16 protein-coding genes, 1 tRNA gene and 1 other RNA gene are annotated in these 20,562 nt (G+C 54.3%); all 18 read left to right on the top strand.

Annotation, left to right across the window (positions count from 1 at the left end; genetic code table 11):
• On the top strand, positions 1-660 hold a 660-nt coding region (gene pdxJ / locus HF921_RS09955), incomplete at its 5' end, for a pyridoxine 5'-phosphate synthase (RefSeq protein WP_215893743.1).
• Positions 657-1,049 (top strand): holo-ACP synthase, encoded by a 393-nt coding sequence (gene acpS, locus HF921_RS09950; RefSeq protein WP_064220132.1) that lies wholly within the window; start codon positions 657-659, stop codon positions 1,047-1,049. The genes pdxJ and acpS, both read left to right, overlap by 4 nt.
• Before the next feature lie 3 nt (positions 1,050-1,052).
• Complete coding sequence (locus tag HF921_RS09945) at positions 1,053-2,375, top strand: UDP-glucose dehydrogenase family protein (protein ID WP_215892697.1); 1,323 nt, start codon at positions 1,053-1,055, stop codon at positions 2,373-2,375.
• Positions 2,356-3,327, top strand: coding sequence for a D-glycero-beta-D-manno-heptose-7-phosphate kinase (gene rfaE1 / locus HF921_RS09940; protein ID WP_226834437.1), 972 nt, complete (start codon positions 2,356-2,358; stop codon positions 3,325-3,327). The genes HF921_RS09945 and rfaE1 overlap by 20 nt, the downstream gene beginning before the upstream one ends.
• On the top strand, positions 3,317-4,099 hold the full coding sequence (locus HF921_RS09935) for a tRNA 2-thiocytidine biosynthesis TtcA family protein (RefSeq protein ID WP_231104531.1): 783 nt from the start codon (positions 3,317-3,319) through the stop codon (positions 4,097-4,099). The genes rfaE1 and HF921_RS09935 overlap by 11 nt, the downstream gene beginning before the upstream one ends.
• Positions 4,092-4,934: an Hsp33 family molecular chaperone HslO gene (gene hslO / locus HF921_RS09930; RefSeq protein WP_215893742.1), complete on the top strand. Its 843-nt coding sequence runs from the start codon at positions 4,092-4,094 to the stop codon at positions 4,932-4,934. The genes HF921_RS09935 and hslO overlap by 8 nt, the downstream gene beginning before the upstream one ends.
• Before the next feature lie 108 nt (positions 4,935-5,042).
• Positions 5,043-5,406: a transfer-messenger RNA gene (gene ssrA, locus HF921_RS09925) on the top strand.
• A 593-nt stretch (positions 5,407-5,999) separates the two neighbouring features.
• Positions 6,000-6,569, top strand: a complete 570-nt coding sequence (locus tag HF921_RS09920) for a rusticyanin (protein WP_064219772.1) — start codon at positions 6,000-6,002, stop codon at positions 6,567-6,569.
• Between the two features lie 509 nt (positions 6,570-7,078).
• Positions 7,079-7,732, top strand: a complete 654-nt coding sequence (locus tag HF921_RS09915; RefSeq protein WP_215892698.1) for a phosphatase PAP2 family protein — start codon at positions 7,079-7,081, stop codon at positions 7,730-7,732.
• A 296-nt stretch (positions 7,733-8,028) separates the two neighbouring features.
• Positions 8,029-8,277 (top strand): hypothetical protein, encoded by a 249-nt coding sequence (locus HF921_RS09910; protein WP_215893741.1) that lies wholly within the window; start codon positions 8,029-8,031, stop codon positions 8,275-8,277.
• A 395-nt stretch (positions 8,278-8,672) separates the two neighbouring features.
• On the top strand, positions 8,673-9,905 hold the full coding sequence (locus tag HF921_RS09905; protein ID WP_215893740.1) for an MFS transporter: 1,233 nt from the start codon (positions 8,673-8,675) through the stop codon (positions 9,903-9,905).
• Between the two features lie 168 nt (positions 9,906-10,073).
• Positions 10,074-10,337, top strand: coding sequence for a hypothetical protein (locus HF921_RS09900; protein ID WP_064219776.1), 264 nt, complete (start codon positions 10,074-10,076; stop codon positions 10,335-10,337).
• A gap of 316 nt (positions 10,338-10,653) precedes the next feature.
• On the top strand, positions 10,654-12,357 hold the full coding sequence (locus tag HF921_RS09895) for an autotransporter assembly complex protein TamA (RefSeq protein WP_231104533.1): 1,704 nt from the start codon (positions 10,654-10,656) through the stop codon (positions 12,355-12,357).
• On the top strand, positions 12,354-15,908 hold the full coding sequence (locus tag HF921_RS09890) for a translocation/assembly module TamB domain-containing protein (RefSeq protein ID WP_215891941.1): 3,555 nt from the start codon (positions 12,354-12,356) through the stop codon (positions 15,906-15,908). The genes HF921_RS09895 and HF921_RS09890 overlap by 4 nt, the downstream gene beginning before the upstream one ends.
• Positions 15,909-15,925: 17 nt before the next feature.
• Positions 15,926-17,017 carry an NAD(P)/FAD-dependent oxidoreductase gene (locus tag HF921_RS09885; RefSeq protein ID WP_215891940.1) on the top strand — a complete coding sequence of 364 codons (1,092 nt, stop codon included), beginning with the start codon at positions 15,926-15,928 and terminating at the stop codon, positions 17,015-17,017.
• A 66-nt stretch (positions 17,018-17,083) separates the two neighbouring features.
• A complete protein-coding gene (locus HF921_RS09880) occupies positions 17,084-17,509 on the top strand; it encodes a Fur family transcriptional regulator (protein WP_215891939.1) in 426 nt (141 codons plus the stop codon).
• Between the two features lie 55 nt (positions 17,510-17,564).
• A tRNA-Lys gene (locus tag HF921_RS09875) sits at positions 17,565-17,640 on the top strand.
• A 1,086-nt stretch (positions 17,641-18,726) separates the two neighbouring features.
• Positions 18,727-19,782 carry a YagK/YfjJ domain-containing protein gene (locus tag HF921_RS09870; protein ID WP_215891938.1) on the top strand — a complete coding sequence of 352 codons (1,056 nt, stop codon included), beginning with the start codon at positions 18,727-18,729 and terminating at the stop codon, positions 19,780-19,782.
• The last annotated feature ends 780 nt before the right edge of the window (positions 19,783-20,562 follow it).

Genomic DNA, 20,562 nt, shown 5'->3' with positions numbered 1-20,562 from the left:
CCAGATCCGGTGGAGGCGGCTTTTGTCGCGGAACGTGCCGGAGCGGACGCCATTACCACGCACCTGCGTGAGGATCGTCGGCATATTCTGGAACGAGATGTGGAAATTCTCAGTCAGACACTGCGTACCCGCCTCAACCTGGAAATGGCGGTAGAAGAAGGTGTTCTGCGCGTGGCAGAGCGCCTGGCCCCCAGTGATTGTTGTCTGGTGCCGGAACGCCGGGCGGAGCTGACCACCGAAGGTGGACTGGACGTTGCCGGACAGTTGCCGCGTATCAAAGAGGCCTGTCAGCGTCTGGCCGCTGCCAAGATCAGGGTATCGTTGTTCATTGACCCCGATCCCTTTCAGCTAGAGGCGGCGATGGAAACTGGAGCGCCCGTGGTCGAACTGCATACGGGCCGCTATGCCAATGCCGCCGATGCGGCGTCCCGTGCAGAAGAGCTGGGCCTGATCATCAGTGCGGTAAGCTTTGCCGATAGCCTCGGTCTACAGGTGAATGCTGGACATGGTCTGGATTACCATAATGTGCAGGCGATAGCAGCGATTCCCAATGTCCGGGAATTGAATATTGGCCATGCTATTATCGCCCACGCACTGTTTGTCGGTATGGCGCTGGCGGTGGCGGATATGAAACGGCTTATGCTTGAGGCGCGGGGATGATTGTGGGTATGGGGACCGATATTGTCGCTGTAGAGCGGATGGCTCGTCTCCATTGCCGCTTTGGGGAACGTTTGGCCGAGCGTCTGCTGGGACCTTTGGAGGCCGCGGAAATGCCGAGGGAGGCTGCCGCCGGCGCTGCTTTCCTGGCGCGGCGCTTCGCGGCTAAGGAAGCGACGTTTAAAGCCTTGGGCAGCGGTATGAGTGGTGGAATGCGCTGGATGGATGTGCAGGTGGACCACGACCCGGCCGGGCGTCCGCAACTGATCCTGGGTGGCCGCGCGCAGCAGCTCTTACGGGGGCTTGGCGATGGCGTACGCAGTTGGCTGTCCATCAGTGATGAACGCCGCTATGCCCTGGCGGTCGTGGTGCTGGAACAAAGGGAGCGGTAGGCGATGAAAGTGACCGTGGTGGGGACCGGATACGTGGGGCTGGTCACGGGTGCCTGTCTGGCGCAGGTGGGTAACCAGGTGCTGTGTGTGGATGTGGATGCCGACAAGGTCGCGCGACTGCGGGCCGGTGAGGTGCCCATCCACGAGCCTGATTTGCCCGCCATCGTGCAGGAAGGTATTGTCAGCGGGCGCTTGTGCTTCACTACAGATATTGCTGAGGGCGTCACCCATGGGGATTTTCTCTTCATTGCCGTGGGGACGCCGCCCGATGAAGACGGTTCTGCCGACTTGCGTCATGTGTTGGCGGTGGCCGGCGACATTGGCCGACATTTGCAACGGCCGGTCACGGTTATCAATAAATCCACGGTACCGGTAGGCACGGCGCAAAAAGTCCGCACCCGGATTGCCGCTGTTTTGCAGGAGCGGGCGGCGGATACTGCTTTTGATGTAGTCGCCAATCCCGAGTTCCTGAAAGAAGGCGCGGCGGTGGCGGACTTTATGAAGCCGGACCGGATTATCATCGGCACGGATAACGGGGCGGCAGCGGAGCGGATGCGCGTCCTCTATGCGCCCTTCAACCGCAATCATGATCGCCTGATCGTCATGGACCCGGCATCAGCGGAACTCACCAAATATGCGGCCAATGTCATGCTCGCCACCAGGATTTCGCTGATGAATGAACTGGCGGGTTTGGCGGAGCGGATGGGGGCGGATATCGAGCAGGTACGGCGCGGCATCGGTGCCGATCCCCGCATCGGCCACGCCTTCATATATCCGGGTTGCGGCTATGGCGGATCTTGTTTTCCGAAGGATGTGCGGGCACTGGAGTATGGTGCACGGCAACATGGCTTTGATGTGCCCCTCTTGGCCGCAGTGGAGAAGGTGAATAATCGTCAGAAGCAGCTCCTGGAGCAGAAAGTGGTGCGGGCTTTGAGCGAGGATCTTACGGGCAAGACCATTGCCGTTTGGGGCCTGGCTTTCAAACCCAATACCGATGACATGCGCGAGGCTCCCAGCCGGATCCTCATGGAAGCATTGTGGCGACGCGGTGCGTATGTGCAGGCTTTTGATCCGGTGGCCATGGATGAGGCACGGCGACTTTATGGTGAGCAGTGCGCGTTGCGGCTTTGTCTGGACCCCTATGCGGCCTGTGAAGGCGCGGATGCGTTGGTGATCTGTACCGAGTGGCAGCAATTCCGCAGCCCCGATTTTGCACGGATGCGCAGCCTCCTCCGCCAGCCTTTCATCGTCGATGGGCGCAATATTTACGATCCGGCGTCTGTGCGTGCCGAAGGTTTTACTTACCATGCCATCGGACGTCCCTGATATGGCCGGGGATTTGCACAGTCTGGCGCAGGCGCAGGTGGCTATTGTCGGCGATGTGATGCTTGATCGTTACTGGTTTGGCAAAGTCGAACGTATATCCCCGGAAGCGCCGGTGCCGGTGGTGCAGGTGCGGCGGGAAGAGGAGCGTCCCGGCGGTGCCGCCAACGTCGCCCTGAATGTGCTGGCCTTGGGTGCGCATGCGTTTTTGCTGGCCCCGGTCGGAGATGACGGAGCGGGTGAGCGTTTGGGTATGCTGCTGACGGAAGCCGGAGTCAAGACGGTGTTGATCCCTGATAAGGCCTGTCCAACGACGGTGAAATTGCGCGTCATCGGTCACCAGCAGCAGCTCCTGCGCATGGATTTTGAAGCGCAGCCCAGCCAGGCCCACAGCGAGGCCTTGCGTCAGCAGGCGCCGGCCTTGTTGAACAAGGCCAAGGCACTGCTGCTGTCCGATTACGGCAAGGGCGCCTTGCGGGAAGTGGAACATCTGGTGGCATTGGGGCGCAGTCTGGGTATTCCAGTGCTGATCGATCCCAAGGGCAGGGATTATCGCCCTTACCAGGGTGCGACCATCATCACCCCCAATCTCAGCGAGTTTCAGGCAGTGGCGGGCACCTGGGCGAATGAGGCGCAGTTCCGCGTACTTGGCGAGCAGTGGCGGGAATCTCTGCAACTGGAGGCGCTGCTGGTAACGCGCGGCGAAGAAGGGATGACCCTTTTTATGCAGGATACCATTTATCACCATCCGGCTCAGGCCCGGGAAGTCTTTGATGTGACCGGTGCCGGAGACACGGTCATCGCAACCCTGGCGACGGCCCTCGCGGCGGGCTGGGCGATGGATCGTGCAGTGGAGCTGGCCAACCGCGCAGCAGGTATCGTCGTCGGCAAGCTGGGGGCGGCCGTCGTGACGGTGGAAGAGTTGGCCGCGATGGAATCCATGCGTGAAGGCTGAGATGGTGACGACTCTGCCGCGACTGCCCGTACCGAAGCTTTTACAGCGCCGGATCGGCCGGGCGGTTGCCGATTTCCGCATGATCCAGCCGGGGGATCGCATCCTGCTCGGCCTGTCCGGTGGAAAGGACTCGCTGACCTTGCTGCATCTGCTGCGGGCCATGCAGCGGCAATCCCCTGTGCCTTTTGAGTTGGGTGTGGCCACCGTCGACCCCATGAGCCCGGATTATGACCCACAGCCGCTGGTACCTTATCTGCGGGCGCTGGGTATTCCGTATTTTCTGGAGCGACAGAATATTTACGAGCGGGCACAAAAGCACCTGCTACGGCCCTCTTATTGCAGTTTTTGTGCGCGGATGCGGCGGGGTGTCTTGTATCGCTGCGCGCGGCGCGAAGGTTATCAGGTCCTGGCGCTTGGTCAGCATCTGGATGATTTCGCCGAAAGCTTCTTCATGTCCATGTTTTACAACGGCGAGTTGCGTACCATGAAAGCGCATTATCGGGTGCGGGAAGGCGATTTACGGGTGATTCGCCCCCTGGTGTATTGCCGGGAAAGGCAAACGCGCCAGTTTGCCTCGGAGCAAGCCTTGCCGGTGATTCATGAAAATTGTCCGGCCTGTTTCGGCAAACCGACGGAGCGTCAGCATATGAAAGAACTCCTTGCCACGCAGGAAGCATACGATCCCCGTCTGTTTAAACAGCTCCAGCGTGCTTTGTTGCCGCTGATGGGGCAGGGTTTGGAAAGTTTGGAATTTGAGGAAACACATGACTGATTTTTCACAGAATTTTTATTGGGAAACGCTGCCCTTGCGGGGCGCACGCTGTCGCCTGGACGGCATCTACGCGCGGGTGCTGCAGGATTTTTCTGGACCGGAGGACATGGCTAAACTTCTGGGCGAGGTACTGGTGGGCCTAGCGCTATTGGCTACCACTCAGAAAAACTATGAGCGCTTGATCATGCAGATGCAGAGCAAGGGGCCGTTGAAACTGCTGGTGGCGGAGATGACGGCGGCGGGTGGCATGCGGGCTTACGGTCGCTGGGAGGAGGGCGCTACGGTGGATTTCTCGAACCTGCCCGATGCGCTGTTCGCCATCACTGTGGACATGGGGATGGATCGAGATCGCTATCAGGGTTTGGTGGTATTACGGGAAACGCTGACGGCATCCCTGAATGCCTATTTTACAGAGTCGGTGCAGTCGCCCGCCTATTTCCGATTGGCGGTAGACGTGGCGGCGCAGCAGGCCGGGGGTTATTTCTTGCAACGGCTACCCGGCGTACTCCGTGCCGAGGATTGGCGGGTGGCTACCCAGTTTATCGCCATCGGATCGGACCAGTCTTTGCTGAAGGCGCAGCCTGAGCAGTTTCTTCCGGAGATATTCCCGGAGGAGGCGGTGCGTTTGCATACCGAGCAGCCTTTGACCTTTTCCTGTTCCTGTTCCCGTAAGCGGGTAGAGCGGATGCTGGTATCACTGGGGCAAGCGGAAGCGGAAGAGACGTTGGCCACAGAAGGCGCGGTCATCGTCACCTGTGAATACTGCCATGAGGTCTATCGTTTTGCGGATACGGATATCGCATTGCTGTTTGCGGCGGGCAAACCGCTGCACTAGCGGTTTGTGGCATAGTCAGGCGGATGGTTCTCCTGTAGTATTGGGCGGTGGATGAGAGGTTTGGCTTGCGCAACTTTTGGGCCGTATTCTTGTCCAACAGAGTGAATAGGGGGCGACCGGCTTCGACGCAGGTCGCGAAGCCTTCGGTGCATGCAGAGCTGCGGTTCGCTCTTAAAACTGGTCGCAGATTCATAATTGCCAACGACAGCAATTACGCCCTCGCTGCTTAAGCAGTGAGCCCTCTGCCCGGATTTGTCTGTGGATCCGGAGCCGAAAGGCGCGCGGAGGGTCATGAAACACGGAATCGTGCGTATTCTAGTCTGTGGGATGCGTGCTAAATTAAAGCAGAATCGCCATGTCGTCATCCTGTCTGTCGGAGGGCGGTGCGGTTAAAGCCAATAGACAAACTACGCATGTAGATCCGGTGGTCTAGGTACTGCGGACGCGGGTTCAATTCCCGCCGCCTCCACCAATGACCGTAATTAAGCCCCTGATATTCAGGGGCTTAATTTTTTCTGGCGCGCGCCGATGGTAGGCCGCAGCGCTTCTACAGCCTGTCGGCACAGATCCAGCGTGAGCGCAAGAATTACTACGACGTGCTCGAACGCGCGCTGAGCGACATCACGCAGTTGCTGGAACTGGGCGTGCTGAAGAAGTCGTCCGGCGGTGGGCGCAGCATCTATCAGGGTGATTAACTCAGGCCGCTCGATTTCACTTTCTCGATGATAGTCAACGTCAATCTCGCAGCGGTCGGGTACATGATAATTGTCATTGTAGCGACATACGCACAGCAGGTATAACCGCCGCTTGGCGATTCCCTGTCACCGGCGAGCGACAAGCAGCGACAAACCCAAACTATGCCAAAGCCATTGAACGGTGCCTTAGCTGGCCGGTTCGTAGTGTGGCACAACTTATGCTCGGTAAATGCTTGTCAAAAGACGCATCAGGGTGGCGTCGCTTTAGCGTCAGCATGGTGTGAGCAAATTTGGCAATGGTGTGGTCACCGTATTGTGCCATCAACAAAATAGTGACTGCTTAACAAGAAGGATTGAGGAGAACAAGGTCATGAACACACAGATTAAACCCACGATGCACAAGGGTCGGCATGTCGCCGCAGGACTTTCCACCATTCTCGCCGCGGCTCTGGGTATCAGTACCGCAATGGCAGCCCCTTTGGATACCTCCTGGAAAATGGCTACATTGCCGCAAGTGAAAGCTTTGTTGGCCAAGGATAGCGGGAAAGTCAGTGGCAAAACGGTAACCTATAGCGGCAAAACCGTGCATGTGGTCGCGGCAGCCGTCCTTCCGGGGTTTCCATTCCCCAGCTTTGAAATTCATGACGTCAAAAATCCGACCTTGGATATCCCCGCAGGTGCCACCGTGGATATCACCTTCATCAACACCAACAAGGGATTTGGTCATAGTTTAGACATTACCAAGAAGGGACCGCCTTATGCAGTTATGCCGGTCATCGACCCCATTATCGCAGGTACGGGATTTAGTCCGGTTCCCAAGAGTGGGGGGTTCGGATACACGGACTTCACCTGGCGCCCGGCAGCGGGCACATACTACTACGTGTGCCAGATCCCTGGTCATGCGGCAACGGGCATGTTTGGCAAGATCGTTGTAAAATAAAACCGCGTTCGCGGGTCTGCCTATTCCGAATTTTCTATACTACAAATCTCTAATTTAGACGATCAGCCCGGCTTCGCCGGGTTTTTTATCGCCCTTTTACCGGCGAAAGTGCTTTATATTGAGCTAAGACGGGCAGGTTCTGGCCGGGTTTCAGGCGCATGCCCCGGCGCCGGTCACCTTGCAAATGCCTCTTGTGTTTATGTCGATACTGACTATATTCTTTGGCCCGGGTAAGTAGCATAAACCGCTGGCATCGTGCGTGCGCTCATCGCAAGCGGCGCAACAACGCGTGATATTCAGGCGGCGTTTGCGACGTAGCGACGAACAAGGCTGCGCACGCGCCGGCCCCAGTGTTGTTGGCCAAATCAGAGGCTTGCCGTCAAAGCACCCAAGGTGGGATCCCGGCGCGTGAATTGTACCCGTCGGGATCTGTGCGGGGGTGTCCAGTAATGGGTATCCTTACCGCGATACACTTACACTAGCGCTTAACCGGCTCTGGAGATCAAGACTTGAACGAAAATAGTCAGCAGGCGCCCTGGTACCGTCAAGTCGTAGTGGTAATACCCAGGCATGTGTATCTCAAAAGTATCGGAACGACGCTTTTCATTAGCCTATTTTTCGGTGCCTACTTCTATTTGCTCAAAGACCCTGCCTATCCGCCAACGGTGATGCCAAGGACCTTGCTGGATCATCTGATCGGCTTTCAACCCCTGGCGTTGCCCATATATCTGTCACTGTGGGTCTATGTCTCCCTTCCCCCGGCATTGCTAGCAACGCGGCGCGAGCTGTATGACTACGGCGTGGCCATTGCCGGGACATGCCTTGTAGGACTGATCATCTTCTACTTCTGGCCCACAGTGGTACCCGCAAGCCATATCGACTGGGCTCATTATCCCGACGTGGATTTCCTTAAAAGCATGGATGCTTCTGGCAATGCCTGCCCTTCGCTGCATGTCGCCACCGCCGTTTTTTCGGGTATCTGGTTACATCACTTGCTACGCCGCTTTAGCGCACCGCTGTGGGTACTCCTCTTCAATTGGATATGGTGTGTTGGTATCGCATATTCCACCCTGGCCTTACGTCAGCATGTGGCGGTGGATGTGCTGGCAGGTCTAACGCTAGGGGGACTGACGGCCTATCTGTCATTCTATAATCGCCAGTAATCTGCGCGAACAGGTCATGCAAAACGGCATAACCCTCGGTTTATTCGTGATATCGCTGAACGCACAAGGACTGGTATCGACACCACGGTCAAACTGCTCTTCGGGTATCAGATGGGTTCACGCCACTGATCATGTGGCGATTGTAGCACGTTTGGTCTGTGAGCGTTTGCTTGCGCTGCGATCGGTGGTATTTGGCACAGGAGAAATTAGTGCTACCATGCTGATGTCATTTGCGCTATACCATTTAGCTACTGACGCTGTCATCTCGTGTAACCTACGTAAGGAGAGTTTAAAACATGTTGGATATTGCTAAGATTAAGCCTGTTGCCCGGATCATCCTTGTCGCCAGTGCCATCGCGCTTGCTTCGGCGTGTGCTAAAAAGGAAAATACCACTGCTGCTTCTGGCAGTAGTGACACTACCACCACCGAATCCGCTGCCCCGGCGACCACCACCACGACCAGCAGCAGCGATGCTACTATGCCGATGGAATCTGCGGCACCTGACGCAAGTGCCACCAGCAGTGATACTTCTTCTGCGGGCTAATAAGCCGCGCCGAGTGATGGTTCGACTATGAGGATGACTAGGGTTCTGGATATACCCAGAGTGTGATGACAGCATGGGGGCTACCGCCTCGCCGTCAAAGATGGCCAAAGCGAAGTCCCTGGCAGAGTTCAAGGGCTGTTCTGCCTGCCCTAAGTTATTGCCAAAGTGGTTCGTCCTGCCTTGCTTGGGCGGCTACGTGAACCGCGCTACCTTAACGGGTTTTTGAGCCGTATAAAAGCCCCCCGCATGCGGGGGGCTTTTATAGCTCTTGTGCTATGGGCAGCATGGACACATTCCTGCAGGTATGATTAATAAGTTCTAGCGGGTTCGCATGCCGGGTGGTGGGCAGCGACGCATGCTACAATGCCCGTATCATACGTCGATTCGGATGACCCTTGCGAAAAAAGTTTAAAACATTCAATTGGATTGCTAGCACCTATTACGCAGAAGGGCTACCTTATTCGCTGGTGCAGCAGGTATCTGTGCAGTTTTTTACTTATGCCGGAGCCAGTTTGCAGATCATTGGACTGCTCTCTTTTTTCGGTCTGCCTTGGAACCTCAAATTATTCTGGAGCCCATTAATCGACCTTTTTGCCAATAAAAAGCGTTGGCTGATAATGATGGAAATTATTCTGGGTGCTGTAACAGCCTTGCTGGTTTGGCCCGCGCAGCACCTGAATCTGGATCTCGCCACTAAAATCTTTGTGTTAATGGCCTTCATGTCCGCCACTCATGACATGTCTGTAGATGGCTATTATATTCAGATACTTAATCCGTCTGATCAGGCAGCATTTTCGGGAATACGGGTCGCCGCCTATCGGGTGGCCATGTTGGTGGGGAATGGTGCCCTCGTTATCCTTGCTGGATGGGTGTCTTGGACGGCTTGTTTTTTAGCGGCAGCGGCGATGATGTGGGGGCTGGCGGCTTTTCATAAGCACATACTTCCACCACCACCCGTAGCCACGAGTCATCAAGGGCAACGATGGCGTGCGGTACGTGAAGCCTTTTCGACATACATACAGCAACCGGGAATAGTGTGGGCCTTGGCCTTCATCCTGCTTTTTCGTGCTGGTGACGCCATGATGTTTGCGATGGTGGCACCATTCCTTAACCACCTGGGCTATGGTTTGGTGACGCGCGGCATTCTTACCGGTACGGTAGGCACCGTGACGGGTATTGGGGGCGCATTGCTGGGGGGCTTCATTATATCTCGCAGGGGGTTGCGCAGTGCACTATTTCCGCTGACTTTTATACAGTCTTTGGCGATCCCCGCCTATGCGTGGCTAGCTTGGGCAACGCCTTCTGTTTGGTGGGTCGGCGTTACTGTGGCCTTTGAGCAGTTGGCGGCGGGTCTCGGCACCGCCGTTTTGATGGTCTTTCTCATGCAGCGCTGCCAGGGCAGCTATCAGGCGACGCACTTCGCTATTGGCTCCGCCCTGATGTCCGTGGCAGCCACTGTCGTCGGTGGGTTTAGCGGCTTTCTTGCAGCACGGGTAGGATTTGTGGAATTCTTTCTACTGGCATTTGTTGCGGCACTACCCAGTTTGTGGCTAGCGCTGCGTATGCCTATAGCCCTGTTTAAAGATCATCAGAAATCCATACCGGCACTAGGTTCCGCGGACATGTAGTCCCAGCAGAAAGAGTCAATGTCTAATATTCGCATAATACTTATTATGTTAAATTAGATTTCGTGACCGCAACCGGGGAACAATCTAAGTTCAGATCTAAATGAACTTCAGACCTTGGATCAAGGTCTGAACGTATACTTTACACTGTAAAAATTTCAAGGGAGCGTAATGAGTTACTACCAATCGTTCAGTAGTCGGAGTCCGTGGTGGGTGCGCCTGCTCGCGGTGATGATGAGCATGGTCCTGCTGGTCGGTCTGTTCTTTTTCGCTATTTTTGTGGTCGTCGCCGTTGCCATACTCGGGGCTGGCGGGATGCTTTTCCTCTGGTGGCAACGGCGGAAAATGCGCAAAGGGATACATACGGACATCGTGGTCACCGACTATCGGGAGATTCATCATCCGCGTCCGCCTTTTGATAACATCCGTCGATGACCGCCTTCCTACAAGCGTTTGCCAACACTGCCTGATCCCGTCAAGGAATTAAGGTGCTGTTGCGCACCCCTCAACCTGCACCTGTCACCTCCATGAATCGTGCTAAACTCAGCAAATCATCACGCTGTGAGCGGCACTGTTTACCTTGCTCCGACGCTTTCTTTGTGGCGTGATATCCAAAAATGGATGACAGCTAAGGGCAGGAGGTCTTCTGGGCACAGTCAGGCGGGATAATAAGGCGAGGCGACATCGCCTGAGCAACCTGCGCTGTGGCTTATTGCTTGCAGGGTTGGGCGCTTCGCTGCTGTACTGCGGAGTGGCTGACGCCGACGATGTACATTTTTTGGTGGATGGGGTTTCTGGGCCTTTGGCGGAGAAGCTCGCTCATGCCCTCCCCTTCGTGGTCATCGGGTCGCAGGCGGACCGTTTGGAAGAGACGGAGATGTCAGCGAGTTTGCGCCTCAAGGATGCGCTCGAAGCCTACGGCTACTATAGCGCGCATTGGACGGAGCGCCGTGAAAAGGGCGCACATGGGAAATATCTCATCATCTTTTCCGTAACTCTCGGTCGGCCCATCCTGGTTCGCAAAATCGACCTGAAATCAGCGGGCGCAGGTCATAATCTCCCTGCCTTACAAAAGCTATTTACCCAATTTCCACTACACAAAGAAGATATTCTTGATCAGATTACCTATGAGGAATGGAAGGGCAAAGTTCTATCGTTCCTCAACGCGCGCGGCTACGCCCATGCCGATTATTCGCGTCATGAAATCCGTATGGATCGCGATCAATTCTGGGCTGATATTTACCTGTGGCTCAATACCGGCCCCCGCTTCCACTTTGGGGATATTAAAATCACCGGTGCGGAACACTATCCGCGTTGGTTCATTCAGCGGTATCTCTCTTTCAAGACCGGGGACTGGTATTCGCCCAAAGCCCTGGCACTCACCCAGAGTAATTTGCGCAACGCCGACCGATTCTCCGATATCTCAGTAACTAGCGATCTGGATAAAGCAAAAAACGACGCCATACCCGTTACCGTCGATTTGAAAAGCATGTCGGCACAGCATCTGAAAATAGGTGCAGGTTACAGCACTAATATTGGGCCAAATGCAGCAGTTATCTACGATAATTATAATGCTTTTGATCAAGCGCAGCATGTCCGCGTTTCCATTTTGGCGGCGCAACTGAATCGCAATGCCAGCGTCACCTACAGCTGGCCGGTTGGTGCGCATCTGAGATCTGAATATATTGCCCAAGCCAGTTATCAGAACCAAAATCTGACCGCCTATAACAGTAACGAAATTCTCGCCAGTGCTGGTCGACAGTGGTCATTGCGCAACGAAAACAGTCTTAGTAACAGTGCAACCATAGAGGCATTAATTAATTCTGAGAAAGCCAACTACAATGTGGCTGGGCAATTTAATAACAGCTTTTATATTTATCCTTCCGTACAATACAGCATGCAAGATTTTCGCGATATTTTGCGCCCCATAGCCGGCTACATACTGACGGCCCGGGTTGAGGGTGCCAGCAAGGTATGGGGTAGCGATGCGAATTTCGTCCGTTTTAGTGCTCAGGGAGAATGGCGCAAGCGCTTGAGTCGGAACTGGGTTCTTGGCACCCGTGCCAAGCTGGGGGCAATGTGGTTAACCGGACCCATTAGCGAACTACCACCCAATCTGCGATTTTTCGCGGGTGGTCAAAATAGCCTGCCCGGTTATGCTTATCAATCGCAGGGACCATTCGCTGTGGATGGTGCGGTGGAAGGTGGGCGTCTCCTCGCCGTTGGTGGCTTCGATATTCAGCGCTTTGTCACTAAAGACTGGGCTGTCGTCGCATTTTATGATGTGGGTAATGCTTTCAACAGTTGGTCCAGTTTCCATGCCCTTCAAGATGTTGGGCTGGGCGTGCGCTGGTATTCCCCTGTCGGACCCATACGCTTTGACTTGGCGCATCCCTTGGTTGCCCCGCAAGCGCCCGCAGTCCGCATCGCCTTCTCGGTAGGTTTCAGCCTGTGATACGCATCCGCCACGGTTTTATTGCCGGTGTGCTGCTGGTCCTGATCACGCTGGCCACCGTCCTGGTCTGGCTGCTCACTACCAGCCACGGTGCACAGTGGGCGTTAGCGCAGGTCCCAAACTTACAGATCAAACAGGTAAAAGGCTCGCTTACCGGCAAGATGCGGCTTTCCGGCATTTCCTGGCATAGTGCGGACATGCGCTTTCGTGCGCAATCTTTGCAGTGGCACTTGCATCCTGCCCATTTGCTCTGGGGAGAAGTCGACTTTACCGATTTCCAGCTTCACCAGGCCGATCTGCACCTGCCGACGCCCTCTGATAAACCCAGTCCTATTCATTTGCGCTGGCCTGCATTGCCTCTGTGGACCCGTCTCATCGACCTGAAATTGAGCCCGGTTACTTGTACGGTCCTGCGCATATGGCAAGGAACGCAGAAGCCCTTCGTCCTCTCTCTGGCGATATTTTCCGAGTTGGCCTGGCGGCGTGGCAATCTGCACATCAAACACCTGTCGGCGGAGATGCCCCAGGGCAGACTCCAGCTTACGGCAGACCTGCAAATGGGAGAGCGCGGGCTGCAAAGTCTGGGTGTATGGAAACAAGGCAGTGCCACCAACCCGTTGACCGTAAGTTGGAAAACACACTGGCACGGCATTTCGGCCCAGACATTTGGCGGTCCCTTGAATATTCAGGTACAAGAAAACAAGCAACTGACGACTTTGAGCGGTAGGACGCAGATCTCCCCACAGCAGGTTTTGCTCGAGTCGCTACGGCTCAGTAATCCTGCGCTCCAGAAACCCGCACAGGGGCATTGGCGCCTTGATTTGCCCCGCAATACTGCAGGGAGTTACCAGATCAGTGGCGGCTTCGAGCAGATTCTGGCAAAAGCGCTGCCCAGCACATTACCGGTGGGTGCGGTAGCCTTCAGTTTGAATTTGCGGGGGAACACTCAGCGTTATCAAGGACAACTGGCACTGCGCGGTGATCCCAAACTCGGCGGTATTCAGGGCAACGTAAACGGCAATCGCCAAAACCTGCAATACCACTATGCAGGCAAGCTGCTGGGCGCAGATTTGCTGCCTTCGGTGTTGGCCATCCGGTGGCGGCCGCAACTTACCGTCACCGGACACGTTCGAGTCAGGGGCCTGCAAACACAGCGTATTATGGCCCAGGTGCCGGGCACTTTTTCCGGGGACCTGACCGTCAACGCCACTCAAATTTCTAAAGTGATCACGGGTGATGTGCGGCTGCAATTGCTGCCTAGCCAGCTTTACCGTCAAACCTTGCAGGGTGGGGCGTTGGTGCACTTCGCAGGAAGTGCGTGGGATCTGCAAAAGGCCCAGTTTTTTGGTCCGAGGGTAAGCCTGAGCGCCCAAGGTGATTTACAACAACGTCTGCATTTCGTCCTCAACGTGGCGCAGTGGCAGGGTTTACTTCCCGGTGCCCAGGGTAAGAGTCTGATTCAGGGTTGGGTAGCGCGGCCTCAGACGCAGTGGACCGGAGAAATCGAGGGCACCGGACAGGGGCTTGCCTATCGTGGCGTAAAGATCAATACACTGAAAACACAGGCCGAACTTCGCGCCGCGAACGCCTTGCAGGCCATGATCAATGTAAAGGGACTGGCATACGCTGGCCACCGCATTGATCTGCAGGCCCATGCGCACGGAACATTAACACGTTTTACGCTGGGACTGGACGCGCAATGGCCACAAAGCCGTCTGTCCATCACCGGGCTGGCGTCTCATCAGGCCGATGCGTGGGGACTGCAATTGGAGAAGAGCACATTGACCAGCATCCCTCTGGGAAACTGGCAGTTACTCCACCCAGCCACCCTGCAATGGGCCAACGGTGCTGCTTCGCTCGGAAAAATGGCTTTCGCCGATGCGCATGCTGCCCGGATTACCGCGCAAGGTCACTATAATCCCGCCACCAACCAGGCCGATTTGGGACTCGATTTGCAATCTCTACCGCTGGATTTTTTCGCACAGGCGGAGGATGCATCGCTCCATGGGTTTTTGAATGCGCATCTGCAAGCGCAGTGTCACGGAGTTTGCCAAGCGGAGGGATATTGGGATTTTCAGAAAACCCAATTGCAGTGGCGGCAGGCGGGTACGTCGCATACGCTCTCTTTGCAGCGGTTTACCGGTCAACTCCATTGGTTGCCAAAAGACCTCTCGCTTGCTGCCGACCTTCGTCTTGCCGATGACTGGGGTAATGCCCAGGTGACCGTCCACAGCCCCGCGACACTCGCCCTGCCCTGGCACTGGGATGCCAATGCCCCACTACAAGGGATTATAAAGGCGCATGTAGGTGCACCACTTTTTGCCGCCCTCCCGGTCGGGAGCTTGCGGATTCGACCGCAAGGTCAAGGGACTATAGACGCACAGGTTCTGGGTACCTGGGCGCATCCGCAATGGACTGGTACAGCACAACTACAGGGTCTGGGCTTTTTCGTCCCGCAGGCAGGTTTGGATGTTCGTGACGTGGGCGCACAACTCGTGGGAGATGGAAAAGAGATTAAGATCGATCAACTGCAGGCCATCTCTGGCTCGGGCCAGATATCCGGGACAGGCATCGTCCAACTTCAGCAGGCGAATGACTTTACGCTCCACGTCACCGGGAAGAACTTCACGACGCTCAATTTGCCGCAGGTGCAGGCTGCGGTCAGCCCCGACCTGAGCATTTCCGGGACTCTGAAGAAAATCGACGTGCAAGGAAACGTACATACCGATCACCTGCGGATACTGGGTACGAATTTCAGCGGACCCAAGCCCTCAGGCGACGTCGTTTTTGTGAAAAATGAGCACAAAAACAGCGGCCCTGCCCTGGGTGTTAATGTACACGTAACCCTCGGGGACGATGCGAGAGTCGTCATCGGCGGGCTGCGTGCCCGGCTGGTAGGTGGTCTCGCAGTAAAAATACGCAATGGCCAAAGTCCGCAAGTCGATGGCACGCTGCGCATGGTGGATGGTCATTATGCGATTTATGGGCACACGCTCACCTTCCGGCGTGGTTCCATCCTTTTCCGCGGTGCCGCGAACCAAGCCAACCTGGACGTGCTGGCGGTACGCACCATCAAAAGCTCCTCTAGCTTCGCCGTGGACAACACCTCCGTGGAGGCTGGCGTACAAGTCACCGGTACACTGCAAGTGCCCCAGGTGGCGCTCTATTCCAAGCCAGCCATGTCGCAGACAGATATCCTCTCCTATCTCGTGCTGGGTACTCCGAGTAGCGGTCTCGCCAGTCAGGATGCATTGCTTTCCGCTGCCGCCGGTACGCTCTTTTCTGCCAGCCGCGCCGCAGTCTTCGGCGATAACCTGAGTAGCAGCGGCATTAATGTTGGCGTAAGTTCCAATGGTAATTCGGGCTTGGCGGGTGCTATGGTCACCCTGGGCCATTATCTTACCCCCGATCTTTATCTCAGTGTCGGGCAATCCGTGCTGGGTAGTGGTACCGTGGCACGCTTGCGTTACCGAATTTCCCGCCACATCGAACTACAGACGGAGAGCGGCACCCAGAATGGCGCCAATATATTTTACCGAATTGATTTTTAAGATAGTGGTGACCTTAGATGCTCGCTGAAACCCCTGTGCAAACGGATGTTCTGCTGATTGGCGGTGGTGCGATCGGCTTAGTCAGCGCGATTAAGCTTGCGGAGGCTGGTCTACGCGTTACAGTGCTCGATCAAGGTCATATCGGTCAGGAAGCATCATGGGCTGGTGGGGGTATTCTGAGCCCATTGTATCCGTGGCACTACCCCCCTGCCCTATTGCGTCTTGCGCTGTATAGTATGCAACGCTATTTCTCCCTGACTTCCACGTTGCTGGAGCAAACTGGCATTGATCCTGAGTGGATACCTTCCGGCTTGCTTATTCTGGAGGGTGAGCATGAGAAAATCCCAAATGATGTGCCGGCTTGGGGCGCCGCGTGGGGGCTGGATTGGCGCCCAGGGCTGGCAGGAGAAACCCAAACACTCTGGTGCCCGGAAGTCGCACAAGTACGGAACCCCCGCTTGCTGGCGGCAATGGCCGCACGCTGCCGCCAACTGGGCATCGTTTTGTATGAAAATACAGCAGTCACTGGCTTTCGTAAGCAAGGCGAACGGCTGCAAGGCATAGAAACCATCACCGGCTTTATCCCCGCAGAGCGGGCCATCGTGACCGCCGGTGCCTGGAGTGGAAAAATACTCGGAGAAATAGGCATTCACCTGGACATCATTCCAGTGCGCGGCCAAATGCTCCTGCTTCAGGGCAAACCGGGAGCCCTCAATACGATGTTGATGCGCGACAATCATTATCTGATACCGCGACGGGATGGTCTGATTCTGGCGGGCAGCACGAGCGAGCTTGCGGGGTTTGATAAATCGACCACGGACGAAGCACGAAACGAACTTGTGGACTTCGCCACTCAAGTCTATCCGGATCTGGAGTCGCTACCAATCCTCAAGCAATGGTCTGGATTGCGCCCAGGAAGTCAGGATAGTATTCCCTATATCGGTCCTGTTCCCGGCTGGGAGGGGCTTTTTGTCGCCGCTGGTCATTTCCGTTACGGACTTACCAATGCGCCCGCGACTGCCGACATTCTGGCATCCTTATTAATGAAGACGCCACCGCCGCTGGATATTAACCCTTATGCAGTTCTGACACCGAGGCCGGCACAGTAAGGCCTTTTCCTGGCTGTGCATTGGCGCTACAATTATAACGAGTTTAAAATTAAAGCGAGACCGCCCGTGGGAAATGACGATTGGAACAAACAACGTGTGTTGGAAGTGCTTCGCGAGGCGGGGGTGAATCCCACCAGCCAAAGGGTAGAGATTGGCTACGCACTCTTCTCCTCTTGCGCGCATCTTTCCGCGGAAGAGATCATGCAGCGCGTCAATGCAGATTATCCCGTGGTGTCTAAGGCAACGGTCTATAACACTCTTGGCCTGTTCGCCGATCATTCATTGGTGCGCGAAGTGATTGTTGAGCCCGGCAAGGTGTTCTATGACCCCAATGTTTCTCTTCATCATCATTTCTATTATGTAGATTCGGGAGAGTTGCTGGATATTCCTGCATCTGCCCTGCAAATTAACAAGCTCCCCGACCTGCCGCTGGAGACTGAGGTGGAAAGAGTCGAGGTCGTGATCCGGCTGCGACGATGCACGGCTCACTAACTTACCGCGTCCGCTCTTGCCTTCTTGGCGAAAATTCCTATAATACGGGTCCTCCGGGTTGTTAGCTCAGTTGGTAGAGCAGCTGACTCTTAATCAGCGGGTCGTGGGTTCGATCCCCTCACAACCCACCAAATAAAACAGCTACTTAGGTTTACACCCGAGTGGCTGTTTTCCATTTTGGGTAACATTTTGGGTAACATTCGGAAAACATACCCCACTCGGCATCCAAGACATCGCCGGTCAACAGCCACTCCATGGCCCGAATCATCGGGGTCTCTGGGCGAACCGGCATGGCGGACACGAACATCAGGTATAGACGGCTTTGTCGAGCGCTCTCACCTGGTTGCACTTCCGGGAGACGCTAGCCTATAGGTAGAGGACGCGAAGCCGATGCATCCGGTGATCTCATCTCGAATCAGGAAGAATGGTCGTGTTATATTGGCTTGTTGGCTCCTGAATATCGCGCAGACGAATACAAGCATAATGACAACAGCTGATGCCCGCTGTGCAGATACCGCACGTGGATATGCCGACAAGCCTATCTCCCCTGGCGCCCTGGCGCTCCATTCACTTGGAGCAACCTGATGTTCATGGGGGCACGCAGCCGGATTTCAGCCCATTCTACCTAGTACCAGAATAATCGGTGGATTGGAATCGTGATGGCTCCCTCACTCAACTCACGATTCGCTGCGTTTTCGCAGGCACTGATGGCCATTCTCGTCAATGTGCAAACGTCCGCCTTCAAGATCGGCCTGACTAACCAACGTCACAATCTCCTCGCTATAATTCACTTGTCCATTACAAGGGCTTTCAACACACCGCCAATTCATTAATCAATAACGAAGATTTTTGTAATAATGTGCGCGCACAACTTCAACAATCACGCATAAGCGACACATCCGGGCTTCATAGCGACTTTTATCCTATAATAACCTTACGCTATAATACATTTTTATCAATAAAAGTCGTGGATATATATTTAATTATATTAATCTTAATCATCCCATCCATTCCCACAATATGACCCTTAAAAATAATCTCAAATCATAACCCAATGATCACCAAAATATAAACAAAAAGATAAACTAAAAATAAATAAATATAGTCCCCATTATATAGATTATTTATTTCATTATTCTTATACCCATCGCGATTTTGAAGTTCGTCTACTTCCATTGCATTTTTGGTGACATTTTACTAAAGAAAAAGGTATTTCGATGTCCAAGACCACGATCCACACCCTCTATGACCAATTCCGGTCCCAGAACCTCTCCCTCCCAGAAATCTATCATGCCCTCAACCTACGCCATGGCATCAATATGGATACAGACGAAGAGCCGCCGACAGCAGGCATTGTACCGAGCTATGACGCTCGACTGTGGCAGATTGAGCGATTCATGCGTCACATCGAAAAGGTGGATGTACTACCCTTTGAGATCCGCAAAACCATCCGAATCAGTGACCCCTTTATCAATGGATCAATGGGATGGATAGACACCTGGTTGCACGATTTTAGGCCTACCTTCTGGTACAGTCCGCATGTTGAATTGTTTTTTGTGACGACGATCTCTTTCCCAGAAAGTATTGGTTGCCAAGACTATCCATTGGCGGCATACGCTCGACACGATCTCGCATCGATGGCTAACAATTACATTGCCACACTTCGCGCCAATATGCAGACGCGGCCGTTCAAGGAAAAGATCCGGCACAGGGAAGAAAATGCTACGCGAACCTTCGTAAAGTCGACTCAGTATATGGACGCACTCTTTGATCACCATCGGCGAATGGTCGTGCTTCGGTTAGATTTTAATCTTTCGAATGATCCCAGTAAGCAAGAGAGAGATCCGTTAGAACCTCTACTCCGCCATGTCTCATCCTTAAGAGATCTGATGCAGCGGAAAGTGGGTGTATTTGAGCATTTGGTGGGTTACCTAGCCAGGATCGAGTACGGGGTCAAAAAGGGGCATCACCTGCATGCCCTCTTTTTCTTCGATGGGGATCACGTCAGGAATTATTATGGCCTAGCAACGTGCATTGTTGAACAGTGGCATAAGCTCACGAATGGACATGGTCGCTATTTCAATACCCAGGAAAAGTTTCTCCAGTATCGATGCAAAGCTATCGGGATGATCGAGCGTGAGAATACCGAAATGCGACAATGTTTGGCTTACGTGATCTGGTACATCACAAAGCTCGATAAATTCCTGCCGTATAAGTGCAGCGATAAGCAGCGGTTAGTGTTTCGTGGTGAAATTAAACACAAAAACAATTAAAAATAAGATCATTCTCTATCTCGCCATATATGTATCTATAATAATATGGATCTGTGAATCCATGTCTATTATTTATCATGAGGTGTAAAATGTCTAGAGCATTAAAAGTGTATTATTGTAATGATTGCGGTTGTCGGATGCCGTTGTATTACAAAAAGGATCATCCCTTCCGGGATGAGCACTGGCACTTTTGCTTCCGCTGCAAAAGCAAGAACATCATTTCCCAAGTAGAGCAGTGGGATTTTCATCGGGAAAAGGCAGCCCAACAGGCTGTGACGAGAGCGCAGCTGGATGCTTTGCGGAATTCTGCTGCACTCTGGAGGGGACATAATAACCAACTGCCGCAGAGAAATGATGGTGGTGGAGGTGGTGAGAGTTCATCAGTACCTTGGTAATATGATCGCGGGTTATCCTTGATAAGGACAAGGGGGCGTATGGGCAGCCAGGAGTGGCCTGCCCATAGGCTATACTTTGTGTTTTTGGTGTTGTACTTTAGGCGTAATACGAAAATGCCTGAGATCCCACGGATTCAATGGTGAGCGGCCGCCTGATTATGGTCGCTTCACGCTTTGGCTGGGTGGCTATTTTATGTGGAGCGTCTGTAGTAGAACACTGTTGTCAGGGAATGTGAGTATACCACAGTTTGTGGAGCCATTTTCTCTACCATTCGACATCGAAGGCTTCATGTGGAGATTTTGTTCGAAGGGCAGGTCAAGACTGATTGCAGCATTCAGCAGCGGAAAGAAAATGGCATCATCCTACCCTGAGCGGTCATCGAAC

The organism is Acidithiobacillus ferriphilus, from assembly GCF_018854775.1.
Classification (GTDB): Bacteria; Pseudomonadota; Gammaproteobacteria; order Acidithiobacillales; family Acidithiobacillaceae; genus Acidithiobacillus; species Acidithiobacillus ferriphilus.
Note: the sequence above shows the minus strand (reverse complement) of the source record. Positions and strands in the feature narration are given on the sequence as shown.

What these genes read in the sequence shown, in the direction of transcription:
- HF921_RS09900 (WP_064219776.1), top strand. Translation starts at nt 10,074, where the DNA reads ATGAGTTACTACCAATCGTTCAGTAGTCGGAGTCCGTGGTGGGTGCGC.
- HF921_RS09870 (WP_215891938.1), top strand. Translation starts at nt 18,727, where the DNA reads ATGTCCAAGACCACGATCCACACCCTCTATGACCAATTCCGGTCCCAG.
- HF921_RS09945 (WP_215892697.1), top strand. Translation starts at nt 1,053, where the DNA reads ATGAAAGTGACCGTGGTGGGGACCGGATACGTGGGGCTGGTCACGGGT.
- hslO (WP_215893742.1), top strand. Translation starts at nt 4,092, where the DNA reads ATGACTGATTTTTCACAGAATTTTTATTGGGAAACGCTGCCCTTGCGG.
- HF921_RS09885 (WP_215891940.1), top strand. Translation starts at nt 15,926, where the DNA reads ATGCTCGCTGAAACCCCTGTGCAAACGGATGTTCTGCTGATTGGCGGT.
- acpS (WP_064220132.1), top strand. Translation starts at nt 657, where the DNA reads ATGATTGTGGGTATGGGGACCGATATTGTCGCTGTAGAGCGGATGGCT.
- rfaE1 (WP_226834437.1), top strand. Translation starts at nt 2,356, where the DNA reads ATGCCATCGGACGTCCCTGATATGGCCGGGGATTTGCACAGTCTGGCG.
- HF921_RS09920 (WP_064219772.1), top strand. Translation starts at nt 6,000, where the DNA reads ATGAACACACAGATTAAACCCACGATGCACAAGGGTCGGCATGTCGCC.
- HF921_RS09910 (WP_215893741.1), top strand. Translation starts at nt 8,029, where the DNA reads ATGTTGGATATTGCTAAGATTAAGCCTGTTGCCCGGATCATCCTTGTC.